Source organism: Thiolinea disciformis DSM 14473 (assembly GCF_000371925.1).
In the GTDB taxonomy this organism is placed as follows: Bacteria; Pseudomonadota; Gammaproteobacteria; order Thiotrichales; family Thiotrichaceae; genus Thiolinea; species Thiolinea disciformis.
Window position 1 is genome coordinate 19,593 of record NZ_AQVE01000031.1, and the last position, 16,880, is coordinate 36,472.

A 16,880-nucleotide genomic window follows, 5' to 3' on the forward strand; every position below is an offset into this window, starting at 1 on the left:
AAGCGCCCTACATTAAGTAAGGCACTTTGCTAGGAAATGAGAGCTTTAGAAATGATGGGCTGAGTAAGTGGACAGATTGAGTTGAATGCGTTTGTTCAAATTATCAATTTCTTCACGGCTCAGCTGTTCTAAAACCGAATCACGCGATTGAATAGCATGTTGTTGACCTTGTGCTGCTGCTAGAGAAAGCCAATAAGCCGCTTCAAACAAATTTTTCTCAATCCCCACCCCATTGGCTAAGTAAGCACCCAAGCCATATTGAGCAAGCGCATGATTGGAAAGCGCGGCTTTTTGAATCCAGTAGACCGATTGCTGATTACTTTTCTCAACGCCATAACCATTCGCATAGAGTAAAGCCAATTGATACTGCGCTTCGGTATAGCCTTTTTCTGCGGCTGCTAAATAGCTTTTGTAAGCTTGACCATAATCCTTGTTCAGGAATTTACCGGTTTGTGCTAAATTTCCGATTAAGGTTAAAGCTGCTGGATTTCCAGCAGCTGCAGACTGTTGCAGGAGCTTTAAACCTTTTTCGGTATCTTCCGGTAACTCATGACCAAATAAATAGCGTGTGGCTAAATTGAATTGGGCACCGGCTTCGCCCTGATCCGCTGCTTTTTCATACCACTGAACCGCTTGTTTTATGTCTTTATCGATGCCTTGGCCTTGTTCACACATTAAACCGGCATTGAACTGCGAAGCAGCATCGCCCTGTTCGGCAGCTCGTTTAAACCAATGGAAAGCTTGGGTTGGGTTTTTTTCTACACCTATGCCTTCAAGGTAATAAACACCTAAGGTGTATTGAGCGGTCTTGTGTTGATTTTGCGCTGCTTTAGTAAGCCAGTGCAGAACTTTCTTTTGGAGGGCCGGTGTTTCTGGGGATTGCTTTTTATATAACATCGCTAAGCTATATTGCGCTTCTCGATCATTATGTTCAGCAGCTTTCTCCAGCCAATATAGCCCCCGTTCGGCATTATAAGTGGGGGTGTTAACGCGTAATAGTAAAGCACTTAGGTTAAATTGAGCGGGGATATGATCTTTTTCTGCAGCCTGCTCCAGTAGATCGACAGCTTTGTAATAATCCTGCGGTATATCATCTACCCCATAAATGTAGTAAGTGGCTAATAGATTCAGGGCTTCGGGCTGTTTTTGAGCGGCGGCAAGTTTTAACCACCGCACACCCGTGCTAAAATCAGCCTTTACATTGACTCCATCAATCAGGCGCATAGCAATTTTTAATTGTTCGTTAGCGTCGTAAATAGTGCCTAATTCAGGAATGGCAGGTGTAACAGGGGTGCTGCTTGCTGAACTAATGTTGCTGTGTAGGAGTGGTAAACAAAGGAGCGATGTTGTCAGTAAACTTAACAGTATTTTTTTGTTGTACATCGGTTAGCCCTAAAAATGAATTATAACTTTTGACACCAAAGGTTAGATGTCCTTGATCTAACTTTATTATAAGCTGCTATTTTATTAGCAACTTGATAGAAAGCGTAACATATTTTTATGGGTATTTTATACCCGAAAGCCTAGGCTTAAGAATTTTTTCCATAGTTTGCTTCCATGCATGAGTTAAAGGAGCAGGACGCCTTGAAAGAAAATGTACTGGAGTTAAAGGGTGAGATGTCGTTGTTGAATGTTTTATTACTTCGCACGACTGAGTTGGCTGCTATTGAAAAAACCTTGACGGAAAAACTCGAAAAAGCGGGACAGTTATTAAATCGTAGTCCTATTATCGTTGATTGTTCCACCGTGGTTGATCAACTAGCAGAGCTGGATTTTGCGGGTTTAAAGCAAACTCTAACACAATTAGGCTTAGTACCAGTCGGCTTACGCCAAGTGCCAGAAAACCTCGAGGAACAGGTGCAACAGAGTGGTTGGGCCATCCTGCGAGGTGGCAAAGCGATTGCTCAAGTGCCTGTTGAAACTGAGGCAGCGCCTCAAATTACACCACAAAGTGATTCAGAACCCATGCCTTCACGCTTAATGCTCTTAGAGCGTCCGGTGCGTTCAGGACAGCAAGTGTATTTTCCGCATGGTGATATTGTGGTGATGCAACAAACTAGCGCGGGTTCTGAGTTGTTGGCCGGCGGTTCCGTTCATGTTTATGGTACTTTGCGTGGGCGAGTATTAGCTGGTATACAAGGCGATACCATGGCGCGTATTTTTTGTCAGCGCTTAGAGGCCGAACTAATTGCTATTGCAGGTCGGTATAAACTTTTAGATGAATTAGATGCCTCACTCAAAGGTCAGGCAGTGATGGTGTATTTGGATGATGATAAATTAAAGATCGTACCAATTTAACGCGATTATTGATTGGCAAATGGCTGAATTTTTCCCTATAGTCCAGCCTGAAATTGCATGAGCCCCACTTTCAACGCAAGGAGTATCACATTGAGCAGGATTGTTGTAGTAACCTCTGGTAAAGGAGGTGTCGGCAAAACGACAACCAGCGCAGCGTTTGCCACCGGATTGGCCCAAAAAGGTTTTAAAACGGCAGTTATCGATTTTGACGTAGGCTTGCGTAATCTCGATTTGATTATGGGGTGCGAGCGTCGAGTCGTCTATGACTTAATCAATGTGATTAGTGGTGAAGCCAATATTCATCAGGCCTTGATTAAAGATAAACGCGTTGAAAATTTATTTATTCTTCCTGCCTCCCAGACCCGTGATAAAGATGCTTTAACCCAAGAGGGTGTTGAAGCCGTCATCAATAGTCTGAAAGAAGATGGTTTTGATTTTATTGTCTGCGATTCACCCGCAGGGATTGAACGCGGTGCTGCTTTAGCGATGTATTTTGCAGACGATGCTATTATTGTCACCAATCCTGAAGTCTCTTCCGTACGTGATTCGGATCGCATTTTGGGCTTATTGCAAAGCCGTACCCGCAAAGCGGAGCGCGGTGAGCAAGTGCGTGAACATTTACTCATTACACGCTATTCGCCCAATCGCGTTGCCAGTGGCGATATGTTAGCGATGGAAGACATATTAGAAATCCTCGCCGTGCCACTGATTGGCGTCATCCCTGAATCAGGCTCGGTATTACAAGCCTCTAATAGTGGTGTCCCCGTGATCATGGATAAAAATAGCACGGCTGGACAGGCTTATGATGACTTTGTTAAACGTTTCCTCGGTGAGACAGTTCCGCATCGCTTCTTAGAAGTTGAGAAAAAAGGATTTTTTAAGCGGTTATTTGGAGGGTAAGCGACCATGGGATTATTTGACTATTTTCGCAGCCAAAAACCTAAGTCGGCTCAGGTTGCGAAGGAACGACTGCAAATTTTAATTGCGCATGAGCGTTCGGCTGGACGTGAAAAAGGTCTGGATTTTTTACCGCAGTTACGGAGTGATATCTTAGAAGTCATTCGCCGCTATGTGCAGGTGGATGATGACCAAGTCAATGTCCAAGTGGAAAAAGGGGCGGACTACGATGTGCTGGAATTGAATATTACTTTACCAGAGCGCACCTCCGCCCATTAGTTGGGTGTGCTACTTCGTTTCGGGTGTTTGTTTCTGAATAAAACCAATTAACTCATTAGCGCTTACTGGACCTGGTTGTACTGCTAATAATTTACCTTGTGGGTTATATAACAATAAAGTCGGGGTTCCCATTAAAGACTCACCCGCATGGCGGTAAATATAATCACTCACTTCCATATAACTCCCCAATAAATTGGGAAAGCTTAGACCCAATTGTTTAATAAAGCCTTGTGCTTCAGCTTTACCTAAGGGGCCATCTGTAGAGACACCAAACACTTTGGCTTGCGGGAAGCGCTTTTTGAAGGTTTCAATTTCGCCAATACTTTGATGGCAAATCGTGCAAGTTGATGCCCATATAGTTACTACACTCCATTGGCCTTTCGCGGTATGAGCATCTATAGTGGTGGATTTACCATTCATGTCCGTTAAGGCATAACTTGCATTAGTGATGATTGTTAAACTCACCATAACTAAGGTTTGGGCTAAGGCTCGACAACTGAATTTTTTATTCATAATCATTCACCCACTGGGGATAATCGTTTCAAAGACAGAGGCTGGGCATGGATGATTCTGCTGCCCGTTTAGGTCAATTGATTGGGGAGAATATACTCCCGCTAACGGCTATTTGCATGTTTTTACTCGGTGCATTGGCGGTGTATCTGCCTTTGAATCGCCTACTATATCGGGCACGGCGTGATAGCGAGCGTTTAAGTGCACAACTAGCCTCGGATGCACAGTTACATGCTGAACGTATTCGCGCTTTAGAGGCTGCGGAAGAGCGTTTACAACAGAGTTTTTCCGCTGCTTCACAACGTGCCTTGCATGAAAATAATCAGCAGTTTTTGCAATTAGCGCAAGAAAGTATGCAGCGTTTTCGTGCTGAATCACAGGCCGATCTGGATCAACGCCGTCAATCTATCCACCATTTGGTGGAGCCGATTCGTGAAGCCTTAAAAAAGACGGAGCAGCAGATTCAAAGTATCGAACATGATCGACAGCGTTCATTTGGGGCTTTGGGTGAGCAATTGCGGCATTTGAGTTTGGATCAACTCGCATTGCGCCAAGAAACGAATAAATTAGTGACGGCATTGCGAGCGCCGAATACCCGTGGTCAGTGGGGGGAGTTAAGTTTAAAGCGCTTGGTGGAAATGGCGGGCATGATTGAGCATTGTGATTTTATTGAGCAGGCCTATACCAGCTCCTCTGAGCGCACTATTCGTCCCGATATGGTTATTCGTATGCCGGATAAGCGCGATTTGGTGATCGATGCGAAAACACCGATGGATGCTTATTTGGATGCGGCGCAATGCGAAATAGAACAGGAGCGCCAGCAGCATTTAGCGCGTTATGCGCGTCATATGCGCGAACATGTACGCAATTTATCTGGGAAGCGTTATTGGGAGCAATTTCAAAATGCCCCCGATTTTGTCGTGCTCTTTTTACCGGGGGAGCAATTTCTGGGAATTGCGCTTGAACATGACAAAAGCTTAATGCAGGATGCCTTAGATCAGCGTGTTATTCTAGCAACGCCCTCTACCTTAATGGCGCTCTTGCGCGCGGTGGCATTTGGTTGGCAGCAATCCATTTTGACCGATAATGCCGTACATATTCGAGATACTGGCATTGAATTACATAGGCGTTTGGCCATTTTGAGCACACACCTAGAAAAACTAGGTAAGCAACTGACTTATAGTGTGGACAGCTATAATAGTTTAATAGGGTCTTGGGAGCGTGGTGCATTGCCAGCGGCGCGGCGTTTGGCAGAATTAGGCACACAGTCAGGGCGTGAGCTATCGTCTATAGAAACACTGGATGCGACACCACGAACCCGCTTGAATGGTGCGGTAGAACCCACATCGAGTAAACTTCAATAAGGGACATATATTTTGAAATCTGTGACAAGCCAAGCCTATTTTGCCGTTGCTCAAATTATCCTGCTGTTAGTAGCCATCGCTGCCTTTCTAATCTTTAACCGCTCTATCGTTGAGCAGTTTTTCGAAGTTACCAAGGCTGGCTTCCAAGGTTGGTGGCTAAATGGTGTGATTATTGCGTTATTCCTAATCGGCTTACTGCGTATTGTGTGGCTGTTATTGAGTTACGCCCGTGAGCAAGCATTATTAAATAGCTTTGTTGAGCGGGCACGCGACAAAGTTGCTAATCCCACCTATAAAATGCCACTCGAAGCGTTAATTGTAGAGCGTTATCAAGCCGTAGGTATTTTAGCGCAACAACAAACAGAGATTGATCAAGCTGCTTTAGCGGGAGTAACAGCTACCAGTGAAAGCACCCGTTTTACCTTAGTGCGCTTTGTGAACAACACGTTGATTTTGTTAGGTGTATTAGGAACCGTTATTTCTCTGTCAAGTTCCTTAATGGGGGCGGCGGGTTTATTAGATAGCCCTGATAATGTGCAAAATATGGGAGTGATTATTGGTGGTATGGCAGCGGCTTTGAGTAAGACCATGACAGCCATTGTGTGCTACTTATTTTTTGCTTATTTCAATTTGCGTTTGCAGGATGTGCGTAATCAGTTCTTAGCGAATTTAGAAGGGGCTACGACCCTGTATATTGCGCCACGTTTTCGCACGATTGAAAGTAATATGTTGCACGATGTAGCAACGCTAGCCAATGAATTGCGTGCTGCTGCAGAAACGATAGGTACCGTGCAAGATCGCTTTTTAGCAGCTGGCGAACGTTTGCAAGTGGCGGTGAGCGATCTGCAGGCTCATACCTTAAAAATTAGTAATAGTAGTGATGATTTGCGCATTATTCGTGACTCGATTCGGGAAGGTTTTCGTCTAGACAGTCGCGTGGTGAGCACATCCGTGCGTAGTGAGCGTTCGTCATGAGTAACCCAGGCTTCCATCAAGTTGAACAAGACGAGGAAAGCTTCTGGCCGTCCCTTACTGACATGATGTTAGTGATTGTCATGGTGTTTCTACTTGTCGTCGTCGCTGTGGTACTGACCAATACGCAATTAATGGATAAGTTGCGCCACAGTGTGATGGCGGAGCAAAAGGCGAGTCAGTTGGCCGAATTTACCTTGAAAGAAAATGCCACACTCGAAGAGCAATTGGATTATTACAAACGTTTGGCCTCGGCTTCTGAAATGGAATTGCTAGAAAGTCGTGCGGCGAATGAAAAAGCAGAATTAGATTTAAGCACTTTACGCAGTCAAATGAGTCAAGCACAAGCGCAGGCTTCGGTGCAGGCGAATTCTTTGCAACAGCGTGAACAACAGATTACCAGCCTGCAGGCAGAGCTAGGTAATACAACGACCGAGCTCAGTCGCTTACGTACAGAGTTAGGGGAGGTTCGTACCCAATTAAGCACTAGCCAAGCCTTAGCCACTGAGCGCGAAACCGCTTTAAATAATCTACGTCAACAAACTGAAAAAGACCGCGAAGCATTAGTCAGTTTAAAAGGAGATTTTGCGGCTTTAGATAGTAAATATCAGAAATTACTCAAGCCAACGCGTTCCGCTAAAGATAAAACCGTCGTTGAAGTCGTGTATCAACGTTCGGGTTATCAAATTCGTGTACCCGGTGATTCGCAATATCGCAGCGCAAATCGCTCTGAAATAGAGGCCGAACTCAGCGATTTAAAGGCTAAACATGGCGCTAATTTATATGTGAAAATTGTTATTCCTTCCTCAAGTGGGTTGTCTTATAACGAAGCGTGGGTGTTTACACGGGATATGCTAAATAAATATGACTATTATTATCAAACAGATAGCAGTATTCCTGTGCCAGCAACAAACGCTAATACCAGTACAACCCAAACCGGTTCAACAACGCCAACGCCGATAACACCACCTTCTATACCATAACCTTTGTTGAAATGATGGGCAGTTTTAACCAGAATACGTGCACATTCAGTGTTTGTGTGTGACTACCATCATAAGAAAAATGTTTTCTCGATAGGTGATTTTTTTGACTGTGCTGCACTGCGGTAAAGTCAAGCAAAATCATACCTTTGTCGACAATATATGCCGTAACGCTATTTGACAGTGGTAGCAACGGGCGTATAATGTCGACAATTTTAGGTAGGGAAGGCCTTTTACGAGGAGGAGTCAGCCGAGTTGTCAACAAAAGCGGCTCCAGCAGGTGCTGGTTGCAATGATCCGCCTGTATTGAGTGTACATGCAATACACTGTCATGAGATGGTTTTTAAAACCACCAAAACCGCCAAATAAACTGACGAAGAGGATGTGGACAGGATGAGTAGTGAAATTTTAACACCGGTATTACCCGAGTCTGTGGCAGATGCAACAGTCGTTTCTTGGAGCAAGAAAGTGGGTGATGCGGTCAAAGCGGACGAGATTCTCGTCGAGATTGAAACCGATAAAGTTGTGCTTGAAGTTCCTGCTCTTATGGATGGCGTTCTGTCTGAAATTCTTGAGGCTGAGGGCTCTACCGTGACTAGTGGCCAATTGTTAGGTCGTATTGCTGCTGGTGCTGCTGCACCTGCTCCAAAAGCGCCAGAAGCTGTTGCTCCAGCCCCTATTGCTCCCTCATCACCTCCACGTGCTACTACGCCTAGTGCCGATGCTCAATCAGGTCCGGCCGCGCGTAAAGCTATGGATGAAGCTGGGCTAGCGAAATCTGATGTGACTGGTTCTGGTAAGGATGGTCGTATTCTGAAAGAAGATGTACAAGCTGCTTCAGCCGCTAAACCAGCAGCACCTGCCGCTGCGCCAGCCCCTAAAGCGCCAGCCGCGCCCGTGATGACAGGGGATCGTGGTGAGAAGCGTGAGTCAATGACCCGTTTACGGGCACGTATTGCTGAGCGCTTATTAGAGGCGAAGCAAACCACCGCGATGTTGACGACCTTCAATGAAGTCGATATGCAGCCGCTAATGGATGCACGTAATGAATACAAAGATTTATTCGAGAAGAAACACGGCGTTCGCTTAGGCTTTATGTCTATGTTCGTGAAAGCGGCGGCGGTCGCTCTACAACGCTTCCCAAGCATTAATGCTTTCATCGATGGTAATGACATCGTTTACCATAATTATTGTGATATCGGTATTGCGGTTTCTTCGGATCGTGGTTTAGTCGTACCGATTCTACGTAATGCTGAGCATATGAGTTTGGCGGGTGTCGAAAGCTCGATTGCAGAATTCGCTAAGAAAGCTAAAGCCGGTAAGCTAGATATGAATGACTTATCTGGTGGCACTTTCACCATCACGAATGGTGGTGTGTTTGGTTCTTTATTATCAACCCCTATCCTGAATCCACCACAAAGCGCGATTTTAGGGATGCACGCAACACAGAAGCGTGCCGTGGTTGTTAATGATCAAATTGTGATTCGTCCGATGATGTATCTGGCGTTGTCTTATGACCACCGTATTGTAGATGGTCAAGGCGCGGTCACCTTCCTCAAAACGATTAAAGAATTGGTTGAAAACCCAGTTCGTATCATTCTGGACGTGTGAGGTAAGGAATGAGCGATCAATTTGATGTAGTCGTAATCGGTGGTGGTCCAGGTGGTTATGTGGCCGCTATTCGTTGTGCGCAATTAGGTTTAAAAACCGCTTGCGTCGAGCAATGGATTAATAAGCAAGGTAAACCAGCCTTAGGCGGTACTTGCTTAAATGTAGGTTGTATTCCTTCTAAAGCACTCTTAGAAAGCTCGGAGCGCTATGAAGAAATTGCCCATTATAATGGCCCACATGGGATTAGCGTTGAAGGTTTGCACATCAATGTGCCGCAAATGATTGCACGCAAAGATGAAATCGTTCAGCAATTAACCGGTGGTATTGCGCAACTGTTCCAAGCCAACAATATCACGTGGTTACAAGGCAGCGGTCAATTGTTGCCGAACAATCAAGTGAAGGTAACAGGTCACGATGCTGGCTCACAAACGGTGAGTGCTAAGAATGTCATCATTGCAACGGGTTCCACCTCTATCGAATTGCCGATTGCTAAGTGGCTAGATACGCGGATCGTTGATTCGACCGGCGCTTTGGATTGGGAAACTATCCCTAAGCGTTTAGGGGTAATCGGTGCAGGCGTTATCGGCTTGGAAATGGGTAGTGTCTGGCGTCGATTGGGCGCGGAGGTTGTTGTCCTCGAAGCGATGGATGAGTTTTTATCGGCGGCGGATCGTGATGTAGCGAAAGCAGCGGCACTGCAATTCAAGAAGCAAGGCTTAGATATTCGTTTGGGTTCTAAGTTAGGCAATGTCACCGTGGGTGACAATGGCTTAACGCTGACTTATAGCGATAGCCAAGGCCAGAAGACCTTAGAAGTAGATCGCTTGATTGTGGCAGTAGGTCGCAAAGCGAATACGCAAGGCTTAATTGGCGAAGGCTTGAATCTGCAACTCGATGAACGTGGCCGTGTCATAGTCGACGATCATTGCAAAACGAACCTCCCTAATGTTTATGCGATTGGTGACTGTGTTCGTGGTCCGATGTTAGCGCATAAAGCCTCTGAAGAGGGCGTCTGTGTTGCAGAAAGCATCGTCGGTCAAAAACCTCACTTAGACTTCAATTGTGTCCCGTGGATTATCTATACGCATCCCGAAATCGCATGGGTTGGCAAAACGGAGCAAGAACTCAAAGCAGCCGGTGTGACTTATCGTTCGGGTAGCTTCTCGTTTGCAGCGAATGGTCGCGCGAAAGCGATGGATCAAGCGGCTGGCCTTGTGAAAGTGTTGGCGGATGCTAAAACAGACCGTGTATTGGGTATGCACATTGTTGGCCCCATGGCCTCTGAATTAATCGGCCAAGGCGTGATTGCGATGGAAATGGAGGCGTCATCCGAAGATTTGGCGCGTATGGTATTCGGACACCCGACCTTGTCTGAATCTGTACATGAAGCGGTATTAGCTGTTGATGGTCGTGCCTTACACGCGGTCAATCGCAAACGTTAATGATACAAACGGCGCTACTTCAGTAGCGCCAATTGCACAAGGCACAGTGTGTGTGTGCCGGTAACCAAAGGAAACCAGGATGAATCTACACGAGTATCAAGCTAAAGAGGTATTCCGCCAATATGGCCTGCCTGTGCCAAATGGCAAGGTTGCTACCTCAGCTGCTGAAGCAGAGGCAGCGGCAAAATCTTTAACCACTCCTAAAGTGGTTGTCAAAGCACAAGTCCATGCTGGTGGCCGTGGTAAAGCGGGTGGTGTTAAGTTATTTGACTCGCCAGCCGAAGCCGGTAAATTCGCAGGTTCTCTGTTAGGTACTAATTTAGTCACTTTCCAAACCGATGCGAATGGTCAACCGATCAACACGATTCTAGTTGAAGAAACTTGCAACATCGATCGTGAATTGTATTTGGGTGCAGTATTAGATCGTGCTAGCCGTCGCGTGGTTATCATGGCTTCCACCGAAGGCGGTATGGAAATTGAGAAAGTGGCGCATGAAACGCCAGAAAAAATTCTCAAAACCGCGATTAATCCCATTAGCGGCGTCATGCCTTATCAGGCACGCGAATTAGCCTTCGGTTTAGGCTTAAAAGGTGATCAGATTGCTCAGTTCACCAAGCTTTTAACCGGCTTAGGCAAGATGTTCAAAGAAAGAGATTTTTCTTTAGTGGAAGTAAACCCATTGGTGGTCACTAAAGAAGGCAATCTACTGTGCTTGGACGGTAAAGTGAATATCGATGGCAATGCACTGTATCGCCAACCAGCCTTAGTCGAAATGCGTGATAAGTCACAGGAAGATGCTCGTGAAATTGAAGCGTCTGAGTGGGATCTGAACTATGTTGCTTTAGAGGGTAACATTGGCTGTTTAGTCAACGGCGCGGGTTTAGCCATGGCAACCATGGACATCATTAAGTTATCTGGTGGCCAACCAGCCAACTTCCTTGACGTCGGTGGCGGTGCAACGGCTGAGCGTGTCGCGGCTGCCTTCAAAATCATTCTGTCTGACCAAGCGGTCAAAGGCATTCTGGTTAATATCTTCGGCGGTATCGTACGTTGCGACTTGATTGCAGAAGGCATTATTCAAGCCGTTAAAGAGGTTAACGTCACGGTTCCTGTGGTAGTGCGCTTAGAAGGTAATAATGCTGAAAAAGGCGCTGAACTGTTGAATAACAGTGGCTTGGCGGTTATTGCTGCGAATGATCTTGGCGATGCTGCTCGTAAAATCGTTGCTGCGGTAGGAGGTGCTGCATGAGTGTCCTAGTTAACAAAGATACAAAAGTTCTATGCCAAGGCTTCACCGGTAAGCAAGGTACTTTCCACTCCGAACAAGCGATTGCTTACGGAACTAAAATGGTGGGCGGTATTTCTCCGGGTAAAGGCGGTACTACACATTTAGGCTTACCAGTCTTTAACACTATGAAAGAAGCGGTTGCAGAAACAGCCGCAGATGCAACAGTTATCTATGTGCCAGCGCCTTTCTGCAAAGACTCCATCATTGAAGCTGCTGAGTCTGGCGTAAAGCTGATTGTTTGCATCACAGAAGGCATTCCCGTCATGGACATGCTGGAAGCAAAGATGATCGTCGATAGTTTAGGGGTGCGTTTAATCGGCCCTAACTGCCCAGGCATTATCACCCCAGGTGAATGCAAAATTGGCATTATGCCCGGTCACATCCACAAACCCGGCAAGATTGGTATTGTCTCTCGCTCGGGTACGCTGACGTATGAAGCCGTTAAGCAAACCAATCAATGGGGGCAAAGTACTTGTATTGGTATTGGCGGTGATCCAATTCCGGGCACAAGCTTCATCGATGCACTAAGAATGTTCCAAGATGACCCACAAACCGAAGCTATTTTAATGTGTGGTGAAATCGGTGGTTCAGCAGAAGAAGAGGCCGCCGCCTTTATTAAAGCGAACGTGACTAAACCTGTAGCGGCTTATATCGCGGGCGTAACTGCACCGAAAGGTAAGCGTATGGGTCATGCTGGCGCGATTATTGCTGGCGGCAAGGGCACAGCCGACGAAAAGTTTGCGGCCTTGGAAGCAGCAGGTGTACGTACCATTAAATCTCCGGCTGAAATGGGTCAAGGTGTTGCTGCCATTCTACGCTGAGGACTATTTGATATTTACCCGACATCTGGAGTGCCAAGATGAGTAAAGAAAGCGTTACGTTGACCGATAATTCTACAGGTAAGCAAGTTGAACTTGATCTGTTGAGTCCAACGGTTGGCCCTAAAGCGATTGATGTTCGTAAGCTGTATAAAGAGCTAGGGTATTTCACTTACGATCCGGGCTATATGGCAACCGCAAGCTGTTCCAGTGCCATTACGTACTTGGATGGCGACAAAGGCGAGCTCATGTATCGGGGTTACCCGATTGAGCAATTGGCGGAGCACAGTACCTTTGTTGAAGTGTGCTATTTGTTGCTATATGGCAACCTGCCTACTGCCGAAGAGTTAATGAAGTTTGAAAGCATCATTACTCGCCATACCATGCTGCATGACCAAGTTCAAGGTTTCTATCGTGGTTTCCGTCGTGATGCGCATCCGATGGCTACGATGGTGGGTGTAGTAGGTGCACTATCCGCCTTCTATCACGATGACTTAAACATCCATGATCCTATTCAGCGCGAGCGTTCCGCACATCGTCTGATCGCAAAAATGCCAACGATTGCGGCATGGAGTTATCGTTACTCCATGGGACTCCCTTTTAATTATCCAAAAAATCGTTTGAAGTATTCCGAAGACTTCTTGCATTTGATGTTTGCTATGCCGACTGAGGAGTATGAAGTTGATCCGCTGATGGCTAAGGCTTTAGATGTGATTATGATTCTGCACGCCGACCATGAGCAAAATGCTTCAACTTCAACCGTGCGTCTAGCGGGTTCTTCGGAAGCGAATCCATTTGCGGCGGTAGCGGCAGGTATTGCTTCTTTATGGGGGCCTGCACATGGTGGCGCTAATGAAGCCGTTATTAATATGCTGCGCGACATTGAGAAATCAGGCCAGCCTTTATCGTATTGGGTCAATCGTGCCAAAGATAAAGATGATCGTTTCCGCTTAATGGGCTTCGGGCATCGGGTTTATAAGAACTATGACCCACGCGCTAAAATCATTCGTAAATTAGCGAATGAAATCTTAGATCGTTTGCCACCCGGTAACCCGAACCAAAAGTTATTTGATATTGCACGCGAGCTGGAACAAATTGCGTTGAGCGATCCTTACTTCAAGGAGCGTAGTTTGTATCCGAATGTGGATTTCTATTCTGGCGTTATCTTCCTAAGCATGGGTATTCCTGTTTCGATGTTCACCGTGATGTTCGCCTTGGCGCGTACAGTGGGCTGGGTATCGCAGTGGTGTGAGATGATGAGTGATGATGAAGCACGTATTGGCCGTCCACGTCAGCTTTATATGGGTGCAACACGGCGGGATTATGTGATGCTGGATAAGCGCTAATTGATTTTAGGAGATACCAGAAGTGAGTATGTTAGAAGACTATCGTAAGCATGTCGCCGAGCGCCAAGCAGAAGGTGTGCCAGCCAAGCCCTTAGATGCTAAGCAAACGGCTGCACTTGTCGATTTATTGAAAAACCCACCCGCAGGTGAAGAAGCTTTTTTAGTTGATTTGCTCGAAAATCGTATCCCGGGCGGTGTGGATGAAGCGGCTTATGTTAAAGCGGCTTTCTTAGCGGATGTTGCCAAGGGTGCAGTCAAATCCAATTTAGTTTCCGCAGTGCGTGCGGTTGAATTATTGGGAACTATGTTAGGTGGCTACAATGTTCAGCCTTTAATTGCGGCGTTGGATCAAGCTGAAACCGCTGCGGCAGCGGCTAAGGCGTTATCTCATACTTTATTGATGTTTGATGCTTTCCATGACGTTGCAGAAAAAGCGAAGGCGGGTAATGCGGCTGCTAAGCAAGTGATGCAGTCATGGGCGGAGGGTGAATGGTTTACTTCACGTCCTGAAGTACCACAGAAAGTTACTGTTACGGTATTCAAAGTACCGGGTGAAACCAACACAGACGATTTGTCTCCAGCGCCTGATGCTTGGTCACGGCCTGACATTCCCTTGCACGCGAATGCAATGTTGAAGATGGCACGCGATGGCATTGAACCTGTTAATCCAGGTTCAGTGGGACCTTTGAAGCAAATCGAAGCGGTTAAAGCCAAAGGTTTTCCGGTTGCTTATGTCGGTGATGTGGTCGGTACAGGTTCTTCTCGTAAGTCAGCTACCAACTCGGTACTGTGGTTCTTTGGGGACGATATTCCGGGCATTCCGAACAAACGTTCAGGTGGCTACTGTTTCGGTGGCAAAATTGCGCCTATCTTCTTCAATACCATGGAAGACGCGGGCGCATTACCGATTGAAATGGACGTTTCCAAAATGAACATGGGTGACGTGATTGACGTTTACCCTTATGAAGGTGTGGTAAAGCGTCACGGTACTGACGAAGTTATTTCTACCTTTAGCTTAAAAACCCAAGTTCTCTTAGATGAAGTGCGTGCGGGTGGCCGTATTAATTTAATCATTGGTCGTGGTTTAACCAATAAAGCACGCGAAGCCTTAGGCTTAGGAAAGGTTGATTTATTCCGTTCTCCTGAGCAGCCAGCTGACACCGGTAAAGGTTATACCTTAGCGCAGAAAATGGTAGGCAAGGCTTGTGGTATGACAGGTGTTCGCCCCGGCATGTACTGCGAACCTAAAATGACCACGGTAGGCTCTCAAGATACGACAGGCCCGATGACGCGTGACGAGTTAAAAGACTTGGCGTGCTTAGGTTTCTCGGCTGATTTAGTGATGCAGTCTTTCTGCCATACGGCGGCTTATCCAAAGCCAGTCGATGTTGTAACACATCACACGCTACCTGACTTCATCATGACGCGTGGGGGTGTCTCATTACGCCCAGGGGATGGCGTTATCCACTCTTGGTTAAACCGTATGTTATTGCCTGATACCGTCGGTACTGGTGGTGACTCACATACCCGTTTCCCAATTGGTATTTCCTTCCCAGCAGGTTCTGGCTTAGTAGCGTTTGCGGCGGCAACTGGGGTTATGCCTTTAGATATGCCTGAGTCAGTATTAGTCCGCTTCAAAGGCAAAATGCAACCCGGCATTACCTTACGCGATCTAGTCCATGCGATTCCTTACCAAGCGATTCAAGAAGGTCTTTTGACCGTTGAGAAAAAAGGTAAGAAGAATGTGTTTAATGGGCGCGTAGTCGAAATCGAAGGTTTAGAAACGTTGACTGTTGAGCAAGCGTTTGAATTATCTGACGCCTCAGCAGAACGCTCTGCGGCAGGTTGCACCATTGCCTTGTCTGAAGAGTCCGTTGCTGAATACTTACGTTCGAATATCGTGATGCTCAAGTGGATGTTGGCGGAAGGTTATGGTGACGTGCGCACGATTAATCGTCGCATCAAAGGCATGGAAGAGTGGTTGGCTAACCCAAGCTTGATGCGTGCTGACAAAGACGCAGAGTATGCTGCCGTCATTGAAATCGATATGGATCAAATTAAAGAGCCTATTTTGTGTGCTCCGAATGATCCTGATGATGCACGTTTACTCTCGAGTGTGGCGGGTCGTAAAATTGATGAGGTATTCATCGGTTCGTGCATGACCAATATCGGTCATTTCCGTGCTGCGGGTAAATTGTTGAAAGCGGCGAATAAGCAAATCCCAACCCGTATGTGGATTGCGCCACCGACCAAAATGGATGCCTCTCAATTAAGTGATGAAGGCTATTACAACATTTATGGTACGGCGGGTGCGCGTATGGAAATACCTGGCTGCTCACTCTGTATGGGTAACCAAGCGCGTATCCAAGAGGGTTCGACTGCTGTGTCTACTTCAACCCGTAACTTCCCGAACCGTTTAGGTACTAACACGGATGTATTCTTGGCCTCGGCTGAGTTAGCGTCTGTGGCCGCAGTGATGGGTAAATTGCCAACGGTTGAGGAATACATGCAGTATGCGAATCAGTTGAATAGTATGTCTTCTGATATTTATCGTTACTTGAACTTCGATAAAATGGAAAATTATCTGAAAGCGGCTGAAAGCGTAGACGCTGCTGCCTAAGTGGCTTGACAGATAACGGTGAAACGAGAAGCCCCGCAATGCGGGGCTTTTTTTATGCTCCTAATGACTAATTTAATTGTCACAAACAAGCCATATTTTCAGCGTAGTTACTTGTATTTTTTATGGCGAAAAAAGATACAACTGTTTTTCTGACAAACTTTTATTTGGTCATGATTTAAAGGAGTTGAAGAAGCGTCTTTCGATACAGGTTCCAATGACTTTGTCATGAATCTCGATAGACTTAGAAAAACAGATCGTCTTGCGTGCTAGACGTTTAATCCAAATCCTCAAATTCAGGTTTTGCCGTTCAATGCTTTGTGTGTAGCGCTTAGTGATTAAATGCTTATCTTCAGGCAATAAACGCTCATAAGCGCCCCAATCATCCGTGCAATACAATGCCAGTTTGAAAGGTGTCAACCGTTCCAAGAGTTGCTTCAAGGTGCTATCGGCTCGCG

General features: G+C 46.2%; 15 protein-coding genes. 12 read left to right on the forward strand and 3 right to left on the reverse strand.

The features are described 5' to 3' along the window. Positions 1-45 precede the first annotated feature (45 nt). On the reverse strand, positions 46-1,383 hold the full coding sequence (locus tag A3IE_RS0117520) for an SEL1-like repeat protein (RefSeq protein ID WP_020396930.1): 1,338 nt from the start codon (positions 1,381-1,383) through the stop codon (positions 46-48). Positions 1,384-1,557: 174 nt separating this feature from the next. On the opposite strand from A3IE_RS0117520, the gene minC reads away from it, so the two are divergent. The 3 genes from minC to minE all read left to right on the forward strand — a co-directional run bounded on the left by minC (position 1,558) and on the right by minE (position 3,474). Continuing rightward, on the forward strand, positions 1,558-2,298 hold the full coding sequence (minC, locus tag A3IE_RS0117525; protein ID WP_020396931.1) for a septum site-determining protein MinC: 741 nt from the start codon (positions 1,558-1,560) through the stop codon (positions 2,296-2,298). 90 nt (positions 2,299-2,388) lie between these two features. Further along, positions 2,389-3,198, forward strand: coding sequence for a septum site-determining protein MinD (gene minD, locus A3IE_RS0117530; protein WP_020396932.1), 810 nt, complete (start codon positions 2,389-2,391; stop codon positions 3,196-3,198). Positions 3,199-3,204: 6 nt separating this feature from the next. Next, positions 3,205-3,474: a cell division topological specificity factor MinE gene (minE, locus tag A3IE_RS0117535; RefSeq protein ID WP_020396933.1), complete on the forward strand. Its 270-nt coding sequence runs from the start codon at positions 3,205-3,207 to the stop codon at positions 3,472-3,474. Between the two features lie 9 nt (positions 3,475-3,483). On the opposite strand, the gene A3IE_RS0117540 is transcribed toward minE, so the two are convergent. Further along, entirely contained in the window at positions 3,484-3,987 is a 504-nt protein-coding gene (locus A3IE_RS0117540) for a TlpA family protein disulfide reductase (RefSeq protein WP_020396934.1), read from the reverse strand. 47 nt (positions 3,988-4,034) lie between these two features. Between A3IE_RS0117540 and A3IE_RS0117545 the strand changes: the two genes are divergently transcribed. The 9 genes from A3IE_RS0117545 (at position 4,035) to acnB (ending at position 16,425) form a co-directional block, all read left to right on the forward strand. Then, entirely contained in the window at positions 4,035-5,348 is a 1,314-nt protein-coding gene (locus A3IE_RS0117545; protein WP_020396935.1) for a DNA recombination protein RmuC, read from the forward strand. Positions 5,349-5,369: 21 nt separating this feature from the next. Beyond that, complete coding sequence (locus tag A3IE_RS21205) at positions 5,370-6,323, forward strand: hypothetical protein (RefSeq protein WP_245539214.1); 954 nt, start codon at positions 5,370-5,372, stop codon at positions 6,321-6,323. Continuing rightward, positions 6,320-7,303 carry a coiled-coil domain-containing protein gene (locus tag A3IE_RS0117555; protein WP_020396937.1) on the forward strand — a complete coding sequence of 328 codons (984 nt, stop codon included), beginning with the start codon at positions 6,320-6,322 and terminating at the stop codon, positions 7,301-7,303. The genes A3IE_RS21205 and A3IE_RS0117555 overlap by 4 nt, the downstream gene beginning before the upstream one ends. Before the next feature lie 390 nt (positions 7,304-7,693). After that, positions 7,694-8,911, forward strand: coding sequence for a 2-oxoglutarate dehydrogenase complex dihydrolipoyllysine-residue succinyltransferase (gene odhB, locus A3IE_RS0117560; RefSeq protein WP_020396938.1), 1,218 nt, complete (start codon positions 7,694-7,696; stop codon positions 8,909-8,911). An 8-nt stretch (positions 8,912-8,919) separates the two neighbouring features. Then, positions 8,920-10,353, forward strand: a complete 1,434-nt coding sequence (lpdA, locus tag A3IE_RS0117565) for a dihydrolipoyl dehydrogenase (RefSeq protein ID WP_020396939.1) — start codon at positions 8,920-8,922, stop codon at positions 10,351-10,353. 79 nt (positions 10,354-10,432) lie between these two features. Continuing rightward, positions 10,433-11,602: an ADP-forming succinate--CoA ligase subunit beta gene (gene sucC, locus A3IE_RS0117570; RefSeq protein WP_020396940.1), complete on the forward strand. Its 1,170-nt coding sequence runs from the start codon at positions 10,433-10,435 to the stop codon at positions 11,600-11,602. Next, a complete protein-coding gene (gene sucD / locus A3IE_RS0117575; RefSeq protein ID WP_020396941.1) occupies positions 11,599-12,462 on the forward strand; it encodes a succinate--CoA ligase subunit alpha in 864 nt (287 codons plus the stop codon). The genes sucC and sucD overlap by 4 nt, the downstream gene beginning before the upstream one ends. Positions 12,463-12,500: 38 nt before the next feature. Further along, positions 12,501-13,805, forward strand: coding sequence for a citrate synthase (locus A3IE_RS0117580; RefSeq protein ID WP_020396942.1), 1,305 nt, complete (start codon positions 12,501-12,503; stop codon positions 13,803-13,805). A 28-nt stretch (positions 13,806-13,833) separates the two neighbouring features. Further along, entirely contained in the window at positions 13,834-16,425 is a 2,592-nt protein-coding gene (gene acnB, locus A3IE_RS0117585; RefSeq protein WP_020396943.1) for a bifunctional aconitate hydratase 2/2-methylisocitrate dehydratase, read from the forward strand. Positions 16,426-16,593: 168 nt separating this feature from the next. On the opposite strand, the gene A3IE_RS0117590 is transcribed toward acnB, so the two are convergent. Then, positions 16,594-16,880 (reverse strand): IS1 family transposase (locus A3IE_RS0117590; RefSeq protein ID WP_020396944.1); only part of this gene is annotated, 287 nt, incomplete at its 5' end.

What these genes read in the sequence shown, in the direction of transcription:
- A3IE_RS0117540 (WP_020396934.1), bottom strand. Translation starts at nt 3,987, where the DNA reads ATGAATAAAAAATTCAGTTGTCGAGCCTTAGCCCAAACCTTAGTTATG.
- acnB (WP_020396943.1), top strand. Translation starts at nt 13,834, where the DNA reads ATGTTAGAAGACTATCGTAAGCATGTCGCCGAGCGCCAAGCAGAAGGT.
- sucD (WP_020396941.1), top strand. Translation starts at nt 11,599, where the DNA reads ATGAGTGTCCTAGTTAACAAAGATACAAAAGTTCTATGCCAAGGCTTC.
- sucC (WP_020396940.1), top strand. Translation starts at nt 10,433, where the DNA reads ATGAATCTACACGAGTATCAAGCTAAAGAGGTATTCCGCCAATATGGC.
- A3IE_RS0117580 (WP_020396942.1), top strand. Translation starts at nt 12,501, where the DNA reads ATGAGTAAAGAAAGCGTTACGTTGACCGATAATTCTACAGGTAAGCAA.
- A3IE_RS0117520 (WP_020396930.1), bottom strand. Translation starts at nt 1,383, where the DNA reads ATGTACAACAAAAAAATACTGTTAAGTTTACTGACAACATCGCTCCTT.
- odhB (WP_020396938.1), top strand. Translation starts at nt 7,694, where the DNA reads ATGAGTAGTGAAATTTTAACACCGGTATTACCCGAGTCTGTGGCAGAT.
- lpdA (WP_020396939.1), top strand. Translation starts at nt 8,920, where the DNA reads ATGAGCGATCAATTTGATGTAGTCGTAATCGGTGGTGGTCCAGGTGGT.
- A3IE_RS0117545 (WP_020396935.1), top strand. Translation starts at nt 4,035, where the DNA reads ATGGATGATTCTGCTGCCCGTTTAGGTCAATTGATTGGGGAGAATATA.
- minC (WP_020396931.1), top strand. Translation starts at nt 1,558, where the DNA reads ATGCATGAGTTAAAGGAGCAGGACGCCTTGAAAGAAAATGTACTGGAG.
- A3IE_RS0117555 (WP_020396937.1), top strand. Translation starts at nt 6,320, where the DNA reads ATGAGTAACCCAGGCTTCCATCAAGTTGAACAAGACGAGGAAAGCTTC.
- minE (WP_020396933.1), top strand. Translation starts at nt 3,205, where the DNA reads ATGGGATTATTTGACTATTTTCGCAGCCAAAAACCTAAGTCGGCTCAG.